The 18,922-nt window shown below is 38.8% G+C and carries 22 protein-coding genes; 12 read left to right on the top strand and 10 right to left on the bottom strand.

The genetic code is table 11. From position 1 onward, the window contains the following. Positions 1 to 84: 84 nt before the first annotated feature. From ACQ96U_RS22340 to ACQ96U_RS22325, 4 genes are all read right to left on the bottom strand, one after another. Positions 85 to 969 carry an NAD(P)-dependent oxidoreductase gene (locus ACQ96U_RS22340; protein ID WP_431723494.1) on the bottom strand — a complete coding sequence of 295 codons (885 nt, stop codon included), beginning with the start codon at positions 967 to 969 and terminating at the stop codon, positions 85 to 87. Between the two features lie 403 nt (positions 970 to 1,372). Beyond that, positions 1,373 to 1,780, bottom strand: coding sequence for a PilZ domain-containing protein (locus ACQ96U_RS22335; RefSeq protein ID WP_431723493.1), 408 nt, complete (start codon positions 1,778 to 1,780; stop codon positions 1,373 to 1,375). Positions 1,781 to 1,929: 149 nt separating this feature from the next. Then, positions 1,930 to 2,712 carry a hypothetical protein gene (locus tag ACQ96U_RS22330; protein ID WP_431723492.1) on the bottom strand — a complete coding sequence of 261 codons (783 nt, stop codon included), beginning with the start codon at positions 2,710 to 2,712 and terminating at the stop codon, positions 1,930 to 1,932. A gap of 285 nt (positions 2,713 to 2,997) precedes the next feature. Continuing rightward, complete coding sequence (locus tag ACQ96U_RS22325) at positions 2,998 to 3,891, bottom strand: gluconeogenesis factor YvcK family protein (protein ID WP_431723491.1); 894 nt, start codon at positions 3,889 to 3,891, stop codon at positions 2,998 to 3,000. A gap of 124 nt (positions 3,892 to 4,015) precedes the next feature. Here ACQ96U_RS22325 and ACQ96U_RS22320 point away from each other — a divergent pair, with 124 nt between their 5' ends. The 5 genes from ACQ96U_RS22320 to ACQ96U_RS22300 all read left to right on the top strand — a co-directional run bounded on the left by ACQ96U_RS22320 (position 4,016) and on the right by ACQ96U_RS22300 (position 7,827). Continuing rightward, positions 4,016 to 4,396 (top strand): STAS domain-containing protein, encoded by a 381-nt coding sequence (locus ACQ96U_RS22320; RefSeq protein ID WP_431723490.1) that lies wholly within the window; start codon positions 4,016 to 4,018, stop codon positions 4,394 to 4,396. A 212-nt stretch (positions 4,397 to 4,608) separates the two neighbouring features. After that, positions 4,609 to 4,764: a hypothetical protein gene (locus ACQ96U_RS22315; RefSeq protein WP_431723489.1), complete on the top strand. Its 156-nt coding sequence runs from the start codon at positions 4,609 to 4,611 to the stop codon at positions 4,762 to 4,764. Beyond that, on the top strand, positions 4,761 to 6,326 hold the full coding sequence (locus tag ACQ96U_RS22310; protein ID WP_431723488.1) for a SpoIIE family protein phosphatase: 1,566 nt from the start codon (positions 4,761 to 4,763) through the stop codon (positions 6,324 to 6,326). Before ACQ96U_RS22315 ends, ACQ96U_RS22310 begins: the two co-directional genes overlap by 4 nt. Positions 6,327 to 6,447: 121 nt before the next feature. After that, positions 6,448 to 7,185: a helix-turn-helix domain-containing protein gene (locus ACQ96U_RS22305; protein WP_431723487.1), complete on the top strand. Its 738-nt coding sequence runs from the start codon at positions 6,448 to 6,450 to the stop codon at positions 7,183 to 7,185. Between the two features lie 81 nt (positions 7,186 to 7,266). Continuing rightward, positions 7,267 to 7,827, top strand: a complete 561-nt coding sequence (locus ACQ96U_RS22300; protein WP_431723486.1) for a hypothetical protein — start codon at positions 7,267 to 7,269, stop codon at positions 7,825 to 7,827. 17 nt (positions 7,828 to 7,844) lie between these two features. Here ACQ96U_RS22300 and ACQ96U_RS22295 read toward each other — a convergent pair whose 3' ends face one another. From ACQ96U_RS22295 to ACQ96U_RS22285, 3 genes are read right to left on the bottom strand one after another with little or no spacing between them, the layout of a single operon-like run. Continuing rightward, a complete protein-coding gene (locus ACQ96U_RS22295) occupies positions 7,845 to 8,567 on the bottom strand; it encodes an SDR family NAD(P)-dependent oxidoreductase (protein ID WP_431723485.1) in 723 nt (240 codons plus the stop codon). After that, positions 8,564 to 9,481 (bottom strand): orotidine-5'-phosphate decarboxylase, encoded by a 918-nt coding sequence (gene pyrF / locus ACQ96U_RS22290; RefSeq protein WP_431723484.1) that lies wholly within the window; start codon positions 9,479 to 9,481, stop codon positions 8,564 to 8,566. Before pyrF ends, ACQ96U_RS22295 begins: the two co-directional genes overlap by 4 nt. Continuing rightward, a complete protein-coding gene (locus ACQ96U_RS22285) occupies positions 9,418 to 10,038 on the bottom strand; it encodes a GTP cyclohydrolase (RefSeq protein WP_431723483.1) in 621 nt (206 codons plus the stop codon). The genes pyrF and ACQ96U_RS22285 overlap by 64 nt, the downstream gene beginning before the upstream one ends. Positions 10,039 to 10,575: 537 nt before the next feature. On the opposite strand from ACQ96U_RS22285, the gene ACQ96U_RS22280 reads away from it, so the two are divergent. The 4 genes from ACQ96U_RS22280 to ACQ96U_RS22265 all read left to right on the top strand — a co-directional run bounded on the left by ACQ96U_RS22280 (position 10,576) and on the right by ACQ96U_RS22265 (position 13,710). After that, positions 10,576 to 11,136, top strand: a complete 561-nt coding sequence (locus ACQ96U_RS22280; protein ID WP_431723482.1) for a cache domain-containing protein — start codon at positions 10,576 to 10,578, stop codon at positions 11,134 to 11,136. A gap of 148 nt (positions 11,137 to 11,284) precedes the next feature. Beyond that, positions 11,285 to 12,262 carry an ABC transporter substrate-binding protein gene (locus tag ACQ96U_RS22275; RefSeq protein WP_431723481.1) on the top strand — a complete coding sequence of 326 codons (978 nt, stop codon included), beginning with the start codon at positions 11,285 to 11,287 and terminating at the stop codon, positions 12,260 to 12,262. 18 nt (positions 12,263 to 12,280) lie between these two features. After that, on the top strand, positions 12,281 to 13,273 hold the full coding sequence (locus tag ACQ96U_RS22270) for an ABC transporter substrate-binding protein (protein ID WP_431723480.1): 993 nt from the start codon (positions 12,281 to 12,283) through the stop codon (positions 13,271 to 13,273). An 86-nt stretch (positions 13,274 to 13,359) separates the two neighbouring features. Continuing rightward, complete coding sequence (locus ACQ96U_RS22265) at positions 13,360 to 13,710, top strand: hypothetical protein (protein WP_431723479.1); 351 nt, start codon at positions 13,360 to 13,362, stop codon at positions 13,708 to 13,710. 1 nt (position 13,711) lies between these two features. Here ACQ96U_RS22265 and ACQ96U_RS22260 read toward each other — a convergent pair whose 3' ends face one another. After that, a complete protein-coding gene (locus tag ACQ96U_RS22260; protein WP_431723478.1) occupies positions 13,712 to 14,521 on the bottom strand; it encodes a hypothetical protein in 810 nt (269 codons plus the stop codon). A gap of 148 nt (positions 14,522 to 14,669) precedes the next feature. Beyond that, positions 14,670 to 15,368: a tRNA-uridine aminocarboxypropyltransferase gene (locus ACQ96U_RS22255; RefSeq protein ID WP_431723477.1), complete on the bottom strand. Its 699-nt coding sequence runs from the start codon at positions 15,366 to 15,368 to the stop codon at positions 14,670 to 14,672. Between the two features lie 307 nt (positions 15,369 to 15,675). Here ACQ96U_RS22255 and ACQ96U_RS22250 point away from each other — a divergent pair, with 307 nt between their 5' ends. Then, positions 15,676 to 16,110 (top strand): OsmC family protein, encoded by a 435-nt coding sequence (locus ACQ96U_RS22250; protein ID WP_431723476.1) that lies wholly within the window; start codon positions 15,676 to 15,678, stop codon positions 16,108 to 16,110. A gap of 53 nt (positions 16,111 to 16,163) precedes the next feature. Here the strand turns inward: ACQ96U_RS22250 and ACQ96U_RS22245 are convergent, their stop codons facing one another. Beyond that, positions 16,164 to 16,595: a carboxymuconolactone decarboxylase family protein gene (locus ACQ96U_RS22245; protein WP_431723475.1), complete on the bottom strand. Its 432-nt coding sequence runs from the start codon at positions 16,593 to 16,595 to the stop codon at positions 16,164 to 16,166. Positions 16,596 to 16,739: 144 nt separating this feature from the next. On the opposite strand from ACQ96U_RS22245, the gene ACQ96U_RS22240 reads away from it, so the two are divergent. Together ACQ96U_RS22240 and ACQ96U_RS22235 are read left to right on the top strand one after the other, a co-directional pair. Further along, entirely contained in the window at positions 16,740 to 18,254 is a 1,515-nt protein-coding gene (locus ACQ96U_RS22240; RefSeq protein ID WP_431723474.1) for an amidohydrolase family protein, read from the top strand. A gap of 25 nt (positions 18,255 to 18,279) precedes the next feature. Continuing rightward, positions 18,280 to 18,807 (top strand): glutathione peroxidase, encoded by a 528-nt coding sequence (locus tag ACQ96U_RS22235; RefSeq protein ID WP_431723473.1) that lies wholly within the window; start codon positions 18,280 to 18,282, stop codon positions 18,805 to 18,807. Positions 18,808 to 18,922 lie beyond the last annotated feature (115 nt).

Genomic DNA, 18,922 nt, shown 5'->3' with positions numbered 1-18,922 from the left:
CGAATTATATAACGATTCGGGCGAATGTTTCACCCAGGATTGCCGTTTAATTTTGTATTGATAAACATAATTAAACAATCGTTGTTAATCTTTCTTAACTGGGGATCTAGCTTCTAATAACGCCAGTAGACTTGACGTATCCCAACGATGTCCCCCTATTTGCTGAACAGCCGCATAAAATTGATCAACCAAGGCCGTAACAGGTAAATGTGCGCCATTTTTTCGAGCTTCATCAAGTACAATCGATAAATCCTTGCGCATCCAGTCAACCGCAAAACCATGATTATAGTCTCCTGCCAGCATGGTCTTATGTCGGTTATCCATTTGCCAAGACTGTGCAGCACCTTTACTAATCACATCAACGACAGCCTCAGGATCTAAGCCACTGGCTTTTGCAAAATGTAATCCTTCAGCCAAGCCTTGAACTAAACCTGCTATACAAATTTGATTAACCATTTTTGTTTTTTGGCCAGCGCCAACCGGCCCCATATAACGTACTGCTCGTGCATAACAACGGATAACCGATTCTATACGCGCAAAGACTGTTGCATCCCCTCCCACCATGACCGTCAATAAACCTTTTTCGGCACCTTGCTGACCTCCAGATACAGGTGCATCCATAAAACTAACATGTTGTTTAGCCGCTACTTCAGCAATTTCCTCAGACACTTGCGCGGAAACTGTTGTATGATCAACCAATACCGTATCTGATGACATTCCAGCTAAAACGCCTTCATGACCAAAAACCACACTTCGTAAATCATCATCATTGCCGACACACACAAACACCATTTCTGCATTACTGGCAGCCAGTTCAGGTGTATTTGCACGTTCCCCACCATATAATTCACACCATGATGCGGCTTTTTCTGGTGTCCTATTATAAACACATACTTGATGCCCTGCTTTTTGCAAATGACCAGCCATAGGGTATCCCATTACCCCCAGTCCAATAAAAGCAATACGCATAAATAATGCTCCCTATTTATTTTGTAATTCCAGTACGCTTCAATATGAATATTTAGGCATTCAACTGTATCGACTCAACCAGAATACGACAAGTGAAAGACAAAAGGCGTTGTATAATACTTCTACCTTGTTTCAAATTACTCCATCATTTGTGTATAAGGCATGTTTCAGCAAGTGCAAACGGCTTTCCAGAATAACCATTATATAAGTGAGCACCCTAACGCTATAAGCTAAAAAAAGTATGCTAAGGCTGCCCCTCTTTAATACCTAAAGCCCATTTTTCAACGATGATTTACTTAATAAGTAGCAGACAGGAAAATCACATTTCCTGGAAGGGAGAGGTTTCGATCATGGCTATAAAGTATTTAATAGAATGACCAAGGGTTAGGTAAGCTTATTACACTTAGTGCCCAAACAACGCTTTTCGCTTACGCTCCACACTATGCTTACCAGAATGGCTAATCCCCCGAAAAGCTCGCATCCACATCATTAGATCAGACTCTTCAGAAGGCAACAATCGAAATCCCGCTAGACAATATTCTGTATCTTCTTCATCAGGCTTAACCCACATAACTTGAGCCACTAACAAATACCGATGCATATGATCAACAACCGAAATGCACACATCAACAATTGCCCCCTCCTGAATTTGAGCAGGCAACAGTGCTTTAAAGCCTGTAACAGAAACATCTCTAATTTGAGCAGAGACCGTTACACCTGACTCCCCACGTCTTGTACAGCCAGAAGATAACTGAATCAGTGCTCGTTCAATACGCTCAACACGAGGGCTATGCCGCTTATTTTCACGCATATGACCAATCCATGACAGTTTGTCTACTCTAAGCATAGCCAATGTATTGACAGCTGCTAGGTAACCTGTCCGGATTGTCATCAAGCTGGTCAGTCAGTATAGGCCTGCCCATCAAAGGAAAGCAGGCCGCTATTAGGCTTATTTCATACTTAATGCTGTCGATTAGGACGACGTCTTAACCTCGACAAAAAAAGCAAAGCCAATGCAACCACAGAAAATGTTCCAGGCTCAGCCACTGGTGTAGGATCTGGCTCAGGGTCAGGCTCAGGAAAAACCTCATCAGCAGTACCTTCAACGCCTACAGTAAAACCATTCCAATACTCATTACTGAGGCTCCGCCAGCTTACTGTATCAAATGCCCCAGTGAATCTGATGGTGCCATGGGGTTCTCCAGTACCAAGCAGCTGATATTCAAAAACATCCCCACCTAAATCAACAATATTTTTATAGGAAGTACCACATCCCCAATACCCACACGCATTACCATCAGAAGCATTGCCAAAGCTTAAAATTTCAAAATCCTGATCAAACGCATAACCATTACCATTTAAACTGACATAAGAGAAAACAGGGTTAGCTATCGCTTCTGAAAAGGAAAGTGTCTGCATACCTGCATATCTTAGTGCAACAATATCAGTATCAGTGGGAATATTATCCACAATGTCACTGGTATAAGGTGAAACTGTAGGATCCCTTGGTGTCCAGTAATCTGGGCCACCGCTTGACTGAAAAAAAGCAATCCCTTGAGGATTCATATATGTTACATCAATAGTAGCGGTATCAGTCGTAATAACCCCCATCCCAATAAAGCCATCAACAGTGGTTTCTCCCGATGTCCAATCCGTCCACTGAATGGGGACCGCTAATGCCTGCCAACTCACTAAAGAAAATGATATACCTACCAATGCTTTTTTAATTTGGCTATTTGCCATTTTTACTCCCCTCATAGCTTGAATAAAATCAACGCTATAAAGGCAAAAAATATGCGCACTTATTTTATTGCTAATAATTCATATAGTTAGTTTTTTAATGAACACTTAATCTTTTTTCTTGTGTAATAAATGCTGACCCACTTTCTATTTAACAACCATTTAATTACCATACTCAATATGAAGGATTTTTAGCGGGAATAATCTGGCCTGTAATTACATCAACTAAGTGGTAGAGCTCAACAATATGTAGTAAAAACATATGAATATTCTTTAAATTAATACAGACTAATACTGTTGTATAACAGACATTATTGCTTGTTGCAGGCTTAATTTATCGTGATAATAAGGATGATTGGCATCACCTAGATGTGCAACGTGAAGTTTAGAATAAGAACGTGGTACGGGAACTCTCTCTGCAGGCCAGATCACTCTATCAACATAAATTCCTGTTAACTGAGTTAACCAATCTAATTGATCAGTTAAACTCAATTTTCCACAACTGCTTTTTTCAGGTTGCATATTAGCCACAAAAATAATGGGTACAGCTCTGTGCAAAATCGCATCAACAATATCAGAGATCAACAATGGCGGCAAAATACTGGTCATAAAACTGCCTGGCCCTAAAATAATATAATTAGCACTGTTAATCGCCAATACAGCTTCATGAGTTGCCTGAACCTTTGGCTCTAAACATAGTGATGATGGTCTTATTTCTGCCGCATCAATTTGCGTCTCCCCGCGAATAGCATATCCTTCAATTTCTGCCACAAGATGTGTTGACTGTTCAGACATCGGGACCAATTTCGCCTCTACATTTAAAAATGCTCTTATCAGATGCACCGCATCCATAGGACGTACGCTTAATTGATCTAATGCCAATAAAATAAGATTGCCAAGATTATGCCCCTGTAATGTGCCATCACATTCAAAACGATATTCAAAGAGTGATCGTGCTAAATTAGGTTGATCTGCAGCCAACTGATTAAGGCAATTACGTAAATCTCCCCAAGCTATACAACCACTTTCTTCCCGTAATCGTCCCGTCGATCCTCCATCATCTGTTGTAGTCACTATCCCCGTTAAGCTTGCACCTAAAAAGGCTAACGCAGACATTAATTTACCTAAGCCATGACCACCACCAATGGCCACTAATTTGACTTCGTTGGCTAAAAATCCCATAGGCATATCTTTATAAATAATCAGCAATGAAAAATTAACAGTGATGAAGTATCAGGTTGTTCTATGTTGATATAGATAAAAGGATGGTTCCTATTAGCTTTTAATGCTTGATTGAGGCAAGCTTATGTTTATTGAAGGCGATTACCCTTCTTCACTTTGTATTACATACAAGTTTAATGAGCAAGACGTGATTGCTTTCAAGTCTGATCTTGATATCAAGACAGTACAAGCCGTTCACCCAATAATTGAACGCATTATTGAGGTAGCCAACAGTAATGTGCTGGTTGATATGAGCGCAGTTAACTTTATAGACTCGTCTGGAATCACTGCACTCTTGTACTTATATAAAAGGCTATCAAAAGCGAATCGAACCCTGTCATTGATTGGTGTAAAAGAACAACCACTCCATCTCCTGCATCTTTTTGGTGTTAACCAGGTACTTACATTTTATGACTCCCTAGATACCTGCATGCAAGCACTATCAGCACGCCACAACCAAGTCTAACTTATTATAACTCTCTGAGATCAACATCAGGCCCAGCTATAACACTATAGTTAAATGCATAAGTTAAATGCATAAGTTATATGCATACACACTATGTCACTGACGACAAAGTACTCTATGTATAAACTAACGTTTAACCAAGCCAAGCAGAATCCGCCGGCTCGGCTTATACTAAATAAAGTACACTAGCTAATATTCAAAGGACTTTCTCTATGGTTAAGCAATGGAAAATGCTACCACCTGTAGTGAGAATAAATGACCTGACGGTTGAATTAATATACTTTTGCTATAAAAAAGTACAGCATTTAACTGCTTACCTTCCTTATACCCCTGTTAATACCTTGACTTCAGCAAAAGGTGTGCTATGAGTGTTTGTCTTTTAGAGGAAAGTGCAGAAGCTAATTTAGATAATATTCGAAAACTTCGGCATACACTCGCAAAAACTCTGCCATTAACCAAACTTCCAGCTGAAACACAAAATAATATCTTGCTGGTATGTAGCGAAATTAATACCAATATAGTCAAACATGCCGACCCACCAGCAACCACAATTAGCATTGAGTTACTTAAAACAGAAAACCATTGGTACTTTTCAGTTTATGACAACGGTGGTGTTTTTCTAGACTTTGCCACCATCATGTCAAATAAAAAAGACTCTATTTTTATTTCAAATGAAAGCAATCTAAATGAATCAGGTATGGGCCTTGCCCTTATTAGCAAACTATTTCCTGAACACCATTATGAATGCAGGGAACAACGAAAAGATAACCGCAATTGCTTTCAGATTCGTTGTGAGCTTGTTGAAGTTAACTTACCCAAAGTCGCAGCAATTGATGATGATCGAACTACGGTATCTATTTTACAGCGCTACTTGCAAGACGAGTTCCAGGTTCAAACCTATACTGACCCCATTGAAGCCGTTAAAGAAATTAGCCGACACCCTGTTGACGTCGTTATTTCTGACATGATGATGCCTGGTTTAAATGGACTTGAAGTGAGAAAGCGTTTTGCGGCTAACCCTAATACCAGCAATATGCCGTTTATTTTTTTAACCGGTAACGAACAAACAGAAGCCGATGCGGTCGACTTAGGCATTGATGACTTTCTTGTTAAACCCGTAAAAAAAGACAAAATCCTCGCCGTTATTCACCGTGTTTTAAATCGAGCCAAACAAATTCAATCAACCCTGGGTGACCGGTTAGACAATGCGATAACCAAAGCACTTCGTGTTCAACTTCCGAGTCAACTATGGCGTTTTAATACAGCCACCTACATTCAGTCAGCTTCTTCTGGCGGTGGTGACTTTATCTATAACAGCCCAGACAATAAGCTGCTGTTACTTGGCGATATTATGGGTCATGGAGAACAGGCCAAATTCTTTTCACATGCTTATGCTGGCTTTATTCATGGTTTTATCCATGCCACACATAATGTATCGCCCTCACCCGATGAGCTACTGAATGCAATATCAGAGGCAGCAGAAACAAACGATGTATTACAAACCACACTCGTAACCTGTATTTGCCTGGCATTTAATGAATATGAAGATACACTATTATGCGCCAGTGCAGCCCACCCTCCTCCTTTCGTTGTGAGTCAAGAAAGTGGTTGCAAGCCTATTAAAGTCGAAGGCCCCTTACCGGGTTTAATCCCTGGCCAACATTACGAACCAGTCAATATTCAGCTTTACCCTGGTGAACGACTAGTGATTTATACAGACGGCTTACTAGAATCAGCCAGCACCCCTCATGGTCGCAAACAACTGGAAAAACACGTTAAGAATGCGCTCAAGCATACTTTAGATTTACCCATTCAAAAGGCACTAGACAAAGTCATTGAAACCTTTTACTCCTATGCAGCATCCCCATTACCTGATGACGTAACTGTCATCATGCTGGAGCTGAACAAAAATAATAACCACCATGAGTAGTCCTTTTTAGTTGTTTCGTCATTACTTACTTAGCTAATTATACCTAATGGATTGTGCTCACCCATTTCACTCTCTAAGATATAGTGCAAATGACATTTTCATAAAGCCGTTTTAATCTCATATGTCGGAAATTACACAGCTCATCAAGTCTCTTAAACAACAGTTAAGAGCCCATGGCATCACTTATGCCCAGGTTGCAACACGATTAGATATTTCTGAGGCTTCTGTTAAACGATTGTTTGCCACTGAACAGTTTTCACTGCAACGATTACACACTATCTGCAGTATGATGAACATATCAATTGCCAAACTGGTACAACAGAGCCAACAAGAAAAATTTCCATCAGCTTTGACCATCCATCAAGAAAAAGCACTCATCGCTGATGATAAGTTACTTCTCATTGCTATTTTGGTGTTAAATCATTGGCAGTTCCCTGAAATTCTCGCTTATTACGAACTAGCAGAGACAGAACTCATTCAGTTGCTTGCCCAATTGGACCGCTTGAAAATCATTGATCTACTCCCCAATAACCGTATCAAACTACGTGTTGATAGTAATTTTCATTGGCTTGAAGATGGTCCTATTCAACAGTTTTTTCAGCAACATGTACCAAACTCGTTTTTTCGTAGTCGCTTTCGAGGCAAAGATGAGCTTTTACTCTGTGTAAATGGCATGCTCAGCTCTGAATCCATTGGTATACTCCAAAAGCAACTGAGAGAATTAGGGCGAAAATTCAATGAACTGCATTACGATGACACACGACTATCCTTAGAGGAAAGACATGGTACATGCATGGTATTAGCAATACGCCCCTGGTCACTACCCATGTTTGAGGCGTTAAAGCGAAATAATTCTTAAGATGACGTCTAACTTGAACACTCATAGTATGTGTACGCTAATAACGATATAGTGAGCACAACATCTGCGAGGGAACGCAAAATGATTATTGGAGTTTTCGGTTCGGCCGCAGGGGCTTCTCCAGGCCTAGAGCAACAAGCAATGCTTCTGGGTCAATTCATCGCTCAAGCAGGTGCAACGCTTATTACCGGCGCCTGCCAAGGACTACCTTATGCGGCAGTAAAAGGTGCAAAAAAACATCATGGTGACACCATTGGGTGTACTGCTGTTACCCATGAGCAACTTCACGAATCAATGATGGGTACTGCTGCAAATGACTTTGACCAGCTCATTTTTATTCCGAGTGATTTCCCCCATAAACAACTACACCAAGTTTGCTTAAAGTATCGCAATGTTGTTGCCGTAAGCCACTGTGATGCAGCGGTTTTCATTAGTGGCCGGTGGGGGTCTCTCAATGAATTTACCATTGCATATGATATCGGTAAACCGATTGGTGTACTCACAGGCAGTGGTGGTATGACTGAATTTTTACCGGATTTGCTTGAAGCCTTTCAAAAACCCAGTAAAAGCCGTCTATTTTTTAATGAACAACCCAACGTGCTTATTCAACAACTTATTGAAAACCATCAAACTAAGGAATAAGCACTAAAGCAACACCACTAAGTATATTGCCCTCCGTTCACGGGTAAAATAGCACCTGTCATGTAGTCAGGTGCTTCAAGTGCAGCATAACCCACTACTTTCGCTATTTCTTCAACCTGTCCTGCCCGCTTGATATGCGTAGACTGAATAGCATACTGCTGACGGTCTGTGGATACATTTCGAGCCATTAGTGAGTCAAAAATACCTGGGTTTACCCCTAATACCGTGATCCCTCTGGGAGCAAATGACTTTGACAAACTAATCACCAGGCCATTTAATCCTGATTTGGCAACGCCATAACCAATATCCCTGCTACCGACCCAGGAAGCAGAAGACCCAACAATCACAATACGACATTTACTGCCATAATACAGACATTGATTAATAAGTTCGCAGCAGAAGGATGTCACATACATTAAGTTAATATTAATTTGTGCCAACACGTCTTTTGTTGAAAGTGATGATTGACCCTGGAGTTGATTTCCCTGCTCACCAAACCTACCAATACAGCTGATAAAAATAACGTCATTAGCGAAATTCAGTGGCAGATCTTGCCAAATCTGCTGAATCGATGTACGTGAAAAGTCCAACTTCATATAATCTGATAACTGCGAATAACTTGCCTTATCCTGCCGATCAATACCAAATACATTAATAGAGTTAGCGTTTTCCTGTTGTTTTAAAAATGCACCCGCTAAAGTGCTATTCGCACCAAGTATCAACAATGTTTGATTTGTCATAACATGGTCTCTGCTAATTGTTCCCTGTACTCGGTTAAACGTTTTGAAATTACTTTATTAAATTCATTACGTGATATATCCCTATTCATTAACGTTATCGAACGAGACAAAGGAAAAAGTGTTCGAGAGGAAACTTTGCCGAAAAAAGCTTGCTTTATTTTACACTGCCCCCCTTGAGCGCCCATTCCTGGCACTAAAAAAACACTTTCTGGGAGAGAATGCCTTATTCTTTCAGACTCACTTGGTAACGTTGCACCTACTACGAAACCAATAATCTGACTTAATTTTGACTCACCAGCAAAAAATTCCAGTAAGTGATTAACAATATACTCACTGAGTTTTATGTTATTTCCCATAAAGTTTTGAACAGTATCACTACCTGGGTTTGATGACCTTAGCACTAAAAAAAGCCCCTTTCCATATTCCTCTGCGAGCGTGATAAAAGGTAGCAAAGCATCAATTCCCAACCAAGGCGAAACAGTGATTGCATCAACTAAAAAACTATCTGTTTTATTACTATTATCAAGATACGCTTTAGCATAACACTGATTTGTTTCAGCGATATCCCCCCTTTTAGCATCTAAAATAATTATGTAGTTCAATTGACGTGCATACGACAAGCTATTACTTAACGCCACCATTCCCAAAAGCCCATATTGTTCGAAGCATGCACTTTGAAACTTAACAGCTGCCACTTTTCCAACTGCAGCATCAAGTAACTCCCGACAATATACTTCCAGTGTCGCCTCAATTCGATGAGACTGATTAAAGCAACCAGGAATAGTATTTAAGCTAGGATCAATACCTAAAACAATATTGCCATTTTTATCAATGCTATCCACAATTTTTGTTAGGAATGATGGTGCTGCCTGTAGTGTAGGTGACCTTGGCGAATAACTTTGGACCAAAGACATGCTTGATGCTCCTTGCGTTGACTGACCATCGGTATAACCTCTATGACATCAATCCCATGAGCCTTTAAGTATGAACATTTTTGTGGGTTATTCGTAATAAGATTAACACGATGTATATTTAAGTCATGTAGGATTAACACAGCATAGTAAAAATTACGATCATCTTCAGGCAATCCCAGTAGTTCATGTGCATGAAAAGTATCGATATTTTTTTTCTTCATAAGTTTATACGCTTCTATTTTACTGACAAAACCGACCCCTCGTCCTTCATGGTTAAAATGATATGTCATAAGACCAGGCGTTTCTAAAAGTAAATCCATGGTTTGTTGCAACTGATAATTACAATCACAACGATTGTCTCCAAATATATCGGCACTAAAACAAGCTGAATTTATTCTAAAAAGTGGAATAGTGTTTGTCTCAAAGATGAGGGGATTATATACTACGGCATGAAACGTTAATTGACCATCCTGATTCGCGATATCATATCCACCAAGTGATAATCCTTGATAATTTCCAACAAGGTCTAACCCCAAGGCTCTACGTATTACTTTCATAAGGCCTCCTTGCTTAAGATTAGTAATACTCGAATAAAGTATAACCAGACACGTTCTTAAACACATATCAAAAACTTGGGATAATATGTGCCTTCAACTCAATACGACAACAAATTAACACAGCAAAAAACAATTAAAAAATGATTTATTTATTAACACAATTATTAAATACAAAACCATTTACAATTACAATTTAGCCAAACAAACCAGTCATTTATTCATACTCTATTGGTATGAATCACCTAAAATATAAGCAGCTATACCATTGCATAGCCGCCAGATAACTAGATGACTTCCTTCACAAATCAGTGTTATGCACACTATCCAAAGCACTTAACCTCACTGTTCAGCGAAACCACTCTCATTATTAAGTAAACAATCATTCATAAAAATGACCATTACAATTTTATTGATCCGCCCTACACTTATACCAAACTCACAAAATAAACCAAAAATTATTGTATGAGTAGTAGTACAAAGATATCAATATTAATCGCGGTAATAGTCATCATTTTTTGTGTAAAAGATATCCTATTTATGATGACAGAAAAAAACCGTTTTTTTGTTCAGCACATCAATGAAAACAAAGTCGTATTAGAAACGGCAGAAGGCATTCTTAACTACTATCACAGTCAACAAGACAACATGGGAATTGAAAAAGCGCAAGAATCCGCCCTAATAGTATTAAGGCAAATGCGCTATGAAGGTGGCAACTACATTTGGGTTAATACACTTGAGTATCGGTTTCTGTTGCACCCGCTACTAGAGACGGTAGAAGGTCAAGATATGTCGCAACTAACAGATCCTGACGGTATCAAGCCAATCATTGTGGCAACAAATACTGCATTGGCTGGTGGAGGGTCATTTAAATACTCTTGGCCAAAACCAGGCCATCCTGCTGATGAGTTTTTTCCTAAAATATCATACGTTTTTCTTTTTAAACCCTGGAAATGGGTCGTTGGTACAGGTTCCTATGTTGATCATATAGAATCATCCTTTATAAACTTCATTATTTATCGCATTTTTTTATCTTTAAGCTGCATTATTATCGTGATTTTGATAAGTATCCTCTCAATAAGAAAAATCACAATGAAATAGCCGTAAGAGTTTAGCTCAACACTAAGTATAATCTTCGCGCTCCCAACGATTTGTTCTATCCTTAGTTATAACCAAGTTTTATGCTTGCTCCACTTAAGGGCACCTCTAAACATAGTAATTTACAAACCTCCTCAGGTATTATTCAATAATGGTAGTTCGGTTTTGCTTCAAGTTACTTTTACTTTCTATAGCATATTATACCCATGCTGGTGAAAATGATATTGTTATTATCGAAAGTTACCACTCTACTTATCAGTGGAGCATTGCCTACCGCCAGGGTATTTTGAATGTTTTGCCTGAGTATAACTTTATTACTTTTCAAATGGACACTAAGCGTTTACCAGAAAAAAACTTTTCAAAACGGGCTCAGTTAGCATGGAATATCATACAAACCACTAACCCTAAACTTATTATTTTAGGTGATGATAACGCCTTAAAATATCTTGCGGGCTACATAGGCAAAAGTAAATTTAATGCTGTATACCTGGGTATTAATTCCAACCCGAGAAAAACAGGCATTTACACGTATAAAAATATAACCGGTGTACTAGAACGTCCCCTATACCGTCGGTCCATTGCTGAAATAAAAAAACTATTTCCCAATATGAAACGCGTACTTATCATGTTTGATGATAGTATCACTGCAGACTTTGCTATTGAAGGATTTTTCCAAAACCAAAAATCACTCACCATTGATGGAGTACACGTTCAACTATTTCAATCAAATATTTTAGAAGAATGGCAACAAACAGTGCTAGAAGCTAAAAGCATGAAGTACGACGCCCTATGGCTTGGTTTATATCACACTGTTTTTAACAACGAACAACATATTTCTGAAGCAAAAATACTTGAGTGGGTTTCCCAAAAAAGTAAAGTACCTGTCTTAGCATTTTGGGATTTTTCTATTGGTAAAGGTAAAGCCATTGGTGGTTTTGTCATGACAGGAGAATCTCAAGGGCAGGCTGCAGGCTATATTGCCAAACAGATACTCAGTGGTACTTCTCCCTCAGCAATACTACCTATGATTCCTAAACATGGAAAGCTTATATTTAGCCAAGCAGAACTTAAACGTTGGAATTTAAGTTTGCCTGCTGAAATGGGGTTTGATGCAACGCTTGTTAAATAATACTATCAGGAAATTTAAATGAAGGTCTTTCACTTTTTACTGGTCAGTTTATTCATTTCCTCAATCTCTCAACACGTATTCTGTGGGGACAACGATATTCTCATTATTGAAAGCTACCATAGTGAATATCCATGGGATAAAAGTTACATTAGCGGCATTCAAAGCATCATTAGCACAGAAGAATATACTTTTCACCGTTTTCAAATGGATACTAAGCGAGTACCTAAGACCGAGTTTAAACAAAAAGCTGATGAAGCCTGGGCTTACTATCAAAAAATTTCTCCCAGGCTGGTTTTTTTAGGCGATGATAATGCACTTATGCTACTTATTAATCGCTTAGGTAAAGAAAATACGCCTGTCGTTTATTTAGGTACCAACACCAATCCCAATGAAACCGGCATCAATAAATATGACAACATAACAGGCGTTCTCGAGCGCCCATTAATTAAAAAATCCATTGTTCAACTAAAAGAAGTCATTCCATCGATTAAAAAAACTCTAATCTTATTTGATGATGGAACAACATCAAGTGCAGCTATAAAGGAAGAATTTAAAGGTAAAACGACTACCACTTTAGGTGGGATAGCGGTATCCGTTCAACAAATTGGCGCGCTCAAAGAGTGGGAAAAAACAGTGCTCGAATCCAAAGAGCAAGGCTTCGACGCGATTATTATTGGACTTTATCATACATTAAAAAATGACAATAACAAAAGTGTGGATGCGGAACAGCTGTTACTATGGACATCTGGACACTCTCCAATTCCTCTGTTTGCATTTTGGGACTTTGCAGTAGGTGCTAATAAAACGATTGGGGGATTAGTGCTTTATGGCTACCCCCAAGGAGAAGTAGCCGCTAAGATGGCATTAAAAATATTAAAAGGTAAGTCTCCCAAAACAATAAGACCTAGAGTGGGTGAAAAAGGGCGTTATTTATATAGCAAGCAACAACTCAAAAAGTGGGACATTAATTTGCCAAGTAGTCTAAGCTCAAGAGCAGACTTTGTGGAATAACGTGATACACACGTTTACTCCCGAGTTAACTATACTGATGTTATACCTCATGCAAACGGTAAAATTAGTAACTAAGAGGTCATTCGATGACAACCCAGTTGCCATTGCCTGATGAAAAAAAAATAGTTATTTTAATTCGTGTTGAACCAGGCTGTTTAGGCCCTGAAGGGAAAAACCATGTTGAGCCTTTCTGTATTTATATGCAAAGACACGTAGCCTCAGTTCATAGTGATTTTGCTATATGGAAAATCAGGCCTCGACATGACAAGCAGCTCCCTGAACTTGAATACTTCCTTCTCAATAAGAAGTTAACAGCAGCACGCGTTGAAAAGTATCTTCATGTTTTTAATTTAGATCTGCCTCACTTTGAAGATGAAATACATGAATTGCTCGATCAACAAATCGAGCAATTCCATACATCTTCAACCAATATTTAACCTACTTTATCAAACGTACATGATGGATCCATAGACCTCCATCTTTCCTTGGTGCAACCCACATTTCATGGTTACCCGATTTATGTACTCTAAATCCCATAGGTGCTCGACTACCTATATTACCTTTATTACAGCCTTTGCCTGGAGGTGCGTTACAAACGCCACCATCAGTTAAATCATTATTGCTACCTAAATAACTATTATAGGTGTCTTGATGATTATATAGGTTGTGCAGCTCTTCATAGTCATGTGCATTTGGCCATTGACTCTCGAGGTCAGACGAGTAGTCCATACAGGTTTTTTGGCTGCTTCCATCTTCAGAGGTATGTCCTAAACCGAGCAAGTGACCTACCTCTTGACACATAACATGGTTCATTTCACCAGGAATAGTCCAGTAAGATGCATAGCTATCATTCATTTTTGCAGTGCCACGATCAATATGACCATTAGCATCTATTCCAATGGTTGCTAACCCTAACCAACCATTAAACCCGTAAGCAGCATTACAGACACGAACTTGCCCTGCTTCCATTTTACAACGTTTGCGAACACGATTACTGTCTTCTTTTTTTACAGAATTCAAGGGAATCGCTACTGACCATTCAGCCAATGTCTGATTGAATGAGCTGCCCCATTCAGTCGTCGTACTGTCAATAACCTGTAAATTAAATACAGCGTTATCTACTCTTGCCCAATGATAATTATTCCAATTATGCTCTGCCACTGCAATTGCGGGCAGAAAAGCACCCATTACAATATAATGGCAAATTTTTTTAAGTATATTCTGCTTGATAAAGATTTTCTTTAACACACGCTTTTCCTTTAAATAGTTACCCAATACCTAAGGAAAAGCTCTTCAAAATTTATGCCTTTACACTAATCATCAAAAATACAATTCTACTCACGTCTAAATCTGTAAAATATCGCTACAATCAAGCATCATAATAACAATTTTATCTCTATATCGAGATGCTGGATTTTGCAGTCAATAACCTCTCCATTTCAGGTATTTGATCCTTAGGTGCATGATTATTTCTTCCGGAAATATAACAATAATTAAACACCTGAAAATAATCAGCTAATAACTGTGCACTTTGAATTTCACCCATTGCGGCCAATAAATGAATAACCACCTCAGCGGTGGCTAAATTACCCTGGTTTTGTGATCGGCGAAGCTGATACCCAGATAATTGCTGAGAGTTAACACTGACAACAGGGAGTTGATGAAGATAGTCACTTTTACGATACATTTTTCTGGCTTGTTGCCATGTTCCATCCAGTAATACAAATGCAGGGTTAGTAATATCTGGTAACCTTGTCACAGGCATAACTGGATTACCCATCAGCATATCATCAGGAAAAACCAAAATCGGCGTATACAGCTTTGAATGTATTAAACCTAACAAGTCTTCATTTGGCGTAGTCCGATACCAGTCATACATAGCTACATCGGGCAAAGTATCAACCAGCAATTGTCCAGTATTGGTGGGTTTATGCCGCTCATAGGGATGCATCAACAACCAAAAAGCAGCTTTAGAGTCAATTGTTGGTGTAAAGGCACAAATGCAGGCTACGGTTGGTACCCGACACTGAGGACAACGTTGTATATAAGCGCCACGAGCACGAAAAGGACGAGAATGAATCGCTGAATTAGTCACACAATTTACTATCTTATTAACGATTTAAATGGTTTGTTTATTTGCCAGGTTGTACTCCCACTGTTGGCAGTATACCTGTATAGCCAGTCGTCACAACGAATAAGTCTACCATTTTAATTGATCCTGGCTAATTAGTCACCACACGATTGTCATGCTTATTAAGTATAAAGCCACTAGGTATATTGACTGAACGCAAACCTATGTAATGCTTAACTCATTCACCATTGAAGTTTTCTGCTTATCATCAAATAATGATTCATAATGTTGTTTAACACCACAATCAGTTTTAATGAAATAAGGATCGAGAATGGCAACAAAACATGTCAATGTCACCGCCACAATGGGTGAGTCATTTTTAATCAAGACAACAGTAGGTAAGCACGAACTCATTCTTGATCAACCTGAGCAAGCAGGTGGTACAGATCAAGGCCCTAATCCGCTTGAGTACTTTTTCGTTTCGCTGGCAGGCTGTGTTGCATCCATCGCCCGGATTAAAGCAAAGCAGGATAAAGTCAACCTCCGTAGTATGACAGTAAACGTCAGTGGTGACCTTAACCCAGCAGGTTTACTCGGCAAACCTACGGATGATCGCACAGGGTTTGATACAATTAACATTGCAGTCACAATGGATGCAGATTTATCTCAGGAAGAAAAACAACAGTTTATTGATGATGTATGCGAACGTTGTCCTGTTCATGAAAATATTAAACACCTAACAACTGTTTCTCATACAACTGAATAATCCAGCTTGTTGAGAGTAAGTAGTGTTACTTACTCTCTATTCATACAATAACCCTATTGACGCATACTCACGGCAACTCTATTAAAACCATTCATCAATGCAATCGCAAATGTTAAGTCAGATATTTCCTTATCTGAAAAGTGGTTTTTAAGCGGCAAATATACCTCATCTTCTGCATGGGAATTTGCAATATCTGTGACAGACTCTGCCCATGCCAACGCAGCCTTTTCCCGCTCGGAAAATAAGTGGCTTACTCGCCACCCCGCAAGCGCATCAATGCGTTCATTTTTTTCTCCTTGCTCACGCAATAGCTTCGCATGCATATTTAAGCAAAAAGAACATCCGTTTATTTGAGATATTCGTAAGTTGATAAGCTCAATCAGCGTGCATCCTAGAGAACTCTCTTCAAGATATTGCTTAACTTGCATAAACCCTTCTAGGGCCTGCCCAGAAAGCTCATAATAAGGTAATCGAGGTTTAGTCATAGATACAGACTCCTTTCACAATGAATACACAACATTAACTGTATAATTTTTAACTAACAATAAGGATAAAAGAAATATTTTTATCACATAATAATCACTATAGAGAAATACACTGCTTAATTCTACCCTTTACAGGAGTCTGTAATGCATCACTTACGTAAACAGCCTTTGTTGCTTATTAGTCTTCTTACCATATACCACTTATTATTTAATACTTTCTGTTATGCAACCACATCGCCACCCTATTCCACATTTATCGTTAATAATATAAATATTATCAATCCGGAAATAGGTATAGTTAACAAAAAACAATCTGTAATTATTCAAAATGGCATTATCAAGCGTATTACCAGTGTGAAAAATATTACAGATAGAAGTAGCAAAATAATTGATGGCTCAGGAAAATATCTAATTCCAGGGTTAATTGACAGTCATGTGCATATCAGTAGCACTGTTGGCATGCATCTAGGTCATGAAAAAAAACACCCGGAACTGGTTAAATTATTTAAAGCCCAATTACCTCACGCCTATCTTTACTATGGCTTTACTTCACTGGTTGATCTAGGCGCATACCCCGGTAGAATCGACGAATTTAAAGCACATCCCATTCGCCCCGAACTATACAGTTGCGGTAGTAGTTTAGTGTTAGAAAATGGCTATCCGGTATTATTCCAGCCAAAGGAAAGTCGTTTAGCTCTTTTCCCTAACCTTTTATTTAACCCTCAAAGTAAAACGCATTTACCTAGATTATCCGCTGAAAACAACAACGTACGTACAAGCATCCAACGCGTGATAAATGAAGGGGGAATTTGTGTTAAAAGCTACCATGAGGATGGTTTCGCAAAATCCATATGGCCAGTCCCATCTGTTGATTTTCAACGAACGATTAATCAGGAGGCCGCTAAGTATAATTTACCGTCCATTGTTCACGCCAACTCCATTAATGCTTATAAACTAATTGCCAACACAGGGGTTAATATCATTGCGCATGGAATGTGGAATTGGGATGAGTTTAAAGGCAAACCTAATGTTCCCCAAGAAATAAAAACTGTTTTGGACAAGATTATAAAAAACAATGTTGCCATCATGCCAACGTTTCGGGTCATCTCATCCAATATGGATTTATTTGACCCGTCTTTTCTAAATAGTTCAACACTGTTTAATGTCTTACCAAGCCAACACATTGCCTGGCTAAAAACGCCAGAAGCAAATTGGTTTAAAACTAAGCTGCTCACAAAAGTACCAAAAGAAACACCTATTCCTGAAGTATTAAATATTATGAGACGGATATATAGCGAAGGGGAACGTGCATTTCAATATTTTTACCAACACAAAGGCAAAATTTTATTTGGATCTGACACCCCCTCCTCACCAACCTATGGTAGCATTCCGGGTCTCAATGGATTTCTTGAACTGAGAGCCATGGCCATCGCAGGCATTACCCTCAAAGATATTTTGGCCGCAGCCACCATTAACAATGCTCGCGCCTTAGGCCTTGACCAAAGCATTGGTTCAATCTCTGAAGGTAAAACCGCTAATTTACTGATATTAGATAAAAATCCTCTTGAAACAATTAGTGCTTACAATGCTATTAATACCGTTATCATCTACGGACATCCTTACAAACGAAGCTTTTTTTCTGCGCAGTCAACACAATAAATAACGCTACAAAGGAATGATAATTATGCGTCTATTCATACTGATTTTATTTTCACTATTTTCTTTAACCTCACTCGCATCCTGTCCAGATTATCTAAACATAACACTACGGAAATTACATTCACAAGATAGCATCAACCTATGTAAAGTGACGGCAGGAAAACCTGTACTTATTGTTAATACCGCAAGTCATTGTGGCTTTACACCTCAATTTAAAGCGTTAGAAGCACTTCATAAGCAATATAAAGATAAAGGACTTGTCATATTGGGCTTCCCATCAAATGATTTCAACCAAGAAGCCAATGATGAAGCTAAAACCGCCAAAGTGTGTTACGTTAATTATGGTGTCACCTTCACAATGTTCTCACCAACCCCCGTCACAGGTAATCAAGCTAACACCGTATTTAAATATCTAGCGTCTAAATCTCAAGCACCCAAGTGGAATTTTTATAAATACCTGGTGAGTGCCGATGGTACTAAAGTAAAATCCTTTGCCAGCGCCATAGAACCTAATAGTGATACATTGCTGCAAGCCATAGATGAACTGCTATGAGTCATTTCAATAAACGTTGCGCGCCAGAAGGTTTCAAGTAGATTACTATTCGTTACAGTTGAACTTTTTGAAAAGCAAGGTATCCTAATCTAGGTCCACTAACGCATTATAATTT

The organism is Zooshikella sp. RANM57, assembly GCF_050749885.1.
Taxonomy (GTDB): domain Bacteria; phylum Pseudomonadota; class Gammaproteobacteria; order Pseudomonadales; family Zooshikellaceae; genus Zooshikella.
Note: the sequence above shows the minus strand (reverse complement) of the source record. Positions and strands in the feature narration are given on the sequence as shown.

What these genes read in the sequence shown, in the direction of transcription:
- ACQ96U_RS22340 (WP_431723494.1), bottom strand. Translation starts at nt 969, where the DNA reads ATGCGTATTGCTTTTATTGGACTGGGGGTAATGGGATACCCTATGGCT.
- ACQ96U_RS22335 (WP_431723493.1), bottom strand. Translation starts at nt 1,780, where the DNA reads ATGCGTGAAAATAAGCGGCATAGCCCTCGTGTTGAGCGTATTGAACGA.
- ACQ96U_RS22330 (WP_431723492.1), bottom strand. Translation starts at nt 2,712, where the DNA reads ATGGCAAATAGCCAAATTAAAAAAGCATTGGTAGGTATATCATTTTCT.
- ACQ96U_RS22325 (WP_431723491.1), bottom strand. Translation starts at nt 3,891, where the DNA reads ATGGGATTTTTAGCCAACGAAGTCAAATTAGTGGCCATTGGTGGTGGT.
- ACQ96U_RS22320 (WP_431723490.1), top strand. Translation starts at nt 4,016, where the DNA reads ATGTTTATTGAAGGCGATTACCCTTCTTCACTTTGTATTACATACAAG.
- ACQ96U_RS22315 (WP_431723489.1), top strand. Translation starts at nt 4,609, where the DNA reads ATGGTTAAGCAATGGAAAATGCTACCACCTGTAGTGAGAATAAATGAC.
- ACQ96U_RS22310 (WP_431723488.1), top strand. Translation starts at nt 4,761, where the DNA reads ATGAGTGTTTGTCTTTTAGAGGAAAGTGCAGAAGCTAATTTAGATAAT.
- ACQ96U_RS22305 (WP_431723487.1), top strand. Translation starts at nt 6,448, where the DNA reads ATGTCGGAAATTACACAGCTCATCAAGTCTCTTAAACAACAGTTAAGA.
- ACQ96U_RS22300 (WP_431723486.1), top strand. Translation starts at nt 7,267, where the DNA reads ATGATTATTGGAGTTTTCGGTTCGGCCGCAGGGGCTTCTCCAGGCCTA.
- ACQ96U_RS22295 (WP_431723485.1), bottom strand. Translation starts at nt 8,567, where the DNA reads ATGACAAATCAAACATTGTTGATACTTGGTGCGAATAGCACTTTAGCG.
- pyrF (WP_431723484.1), bottom strand. Translation starts at nt 9,481, where the DNA reads ATGTCTTTGGTCCAAAGTTATTCGCCAAGGTCACCTACACTACAGGCA.
- ACQ96U_RS22285 (WP_431723483.1), bottom strand. Translation starts at nt 10,038, where the DNA reads ATGAAAGTAATACGTAGAGCCTTGGGGTTAGACCTTGTTGGAAATTAT.
- ACQ96U_RS22280 (WP_431723482.1), top strand. Translation starts at nt 10,576, where the DNA reads ATGATGACAGAAAAAAACCGTTTTTTTGTTCAGCACATCAATGAAAAC.
- ACQ96U_RS22275 (WP_431723481.1), top strand. Translation starts at nt 11,285, where the DNA reads ATGGTAGTTCGGTTTTGCTTCAAGTTACTTTTACTTTCTATAGCATAT.
- ACQ96U_RS22270 (WP_431723480.1), top strand. Translation starts at nt 12,281, where the DNA reads ATGAAGGTCTTTCACTTTTTACTGGTCAGTTTATTCATTTCCTCAATC.
- ACQ96U_RS22265 (WP_431723479.1), top strand. Translation starts at nt 13,360, where the DNA reads ATGACAACCCAGTTGCCATTGCCTGATGAAAAAAAAATAGTTATTTTA.
- ACQ96U_RS22250 (WP_431723476.1), top strand. Translation starts at nt 15,676, where the DNA reads ATGGCAACAAAACATGTCAATGTCACCGCCACAATGGGTGAGTCATTT.
- ACQ96U_RS22245 (WP_431723475.1), bottom strand. Translation starts at nt 16,595, where the DNA reads ATGACTAAACCTCGATTACCTTATTATGAGCTTTCTGGGCAGGCCCTA.
- ACQ96U_RS22240 (WP_431723474.1), top strand. Translation starts at nt 16,740, where the DNA reads ATGCATCACTTACGTAAACAGCCTTTGTTGCTTATTAGTCTTCTTACC.
- ACQ96U_RS22235 (WP_431723473.1), top strand. Translation starts at nt 18,280, where the DNA reads ATGCGTCTATTCATACTGATTTTATTTTCACTATTTTCTTTAACCTCA.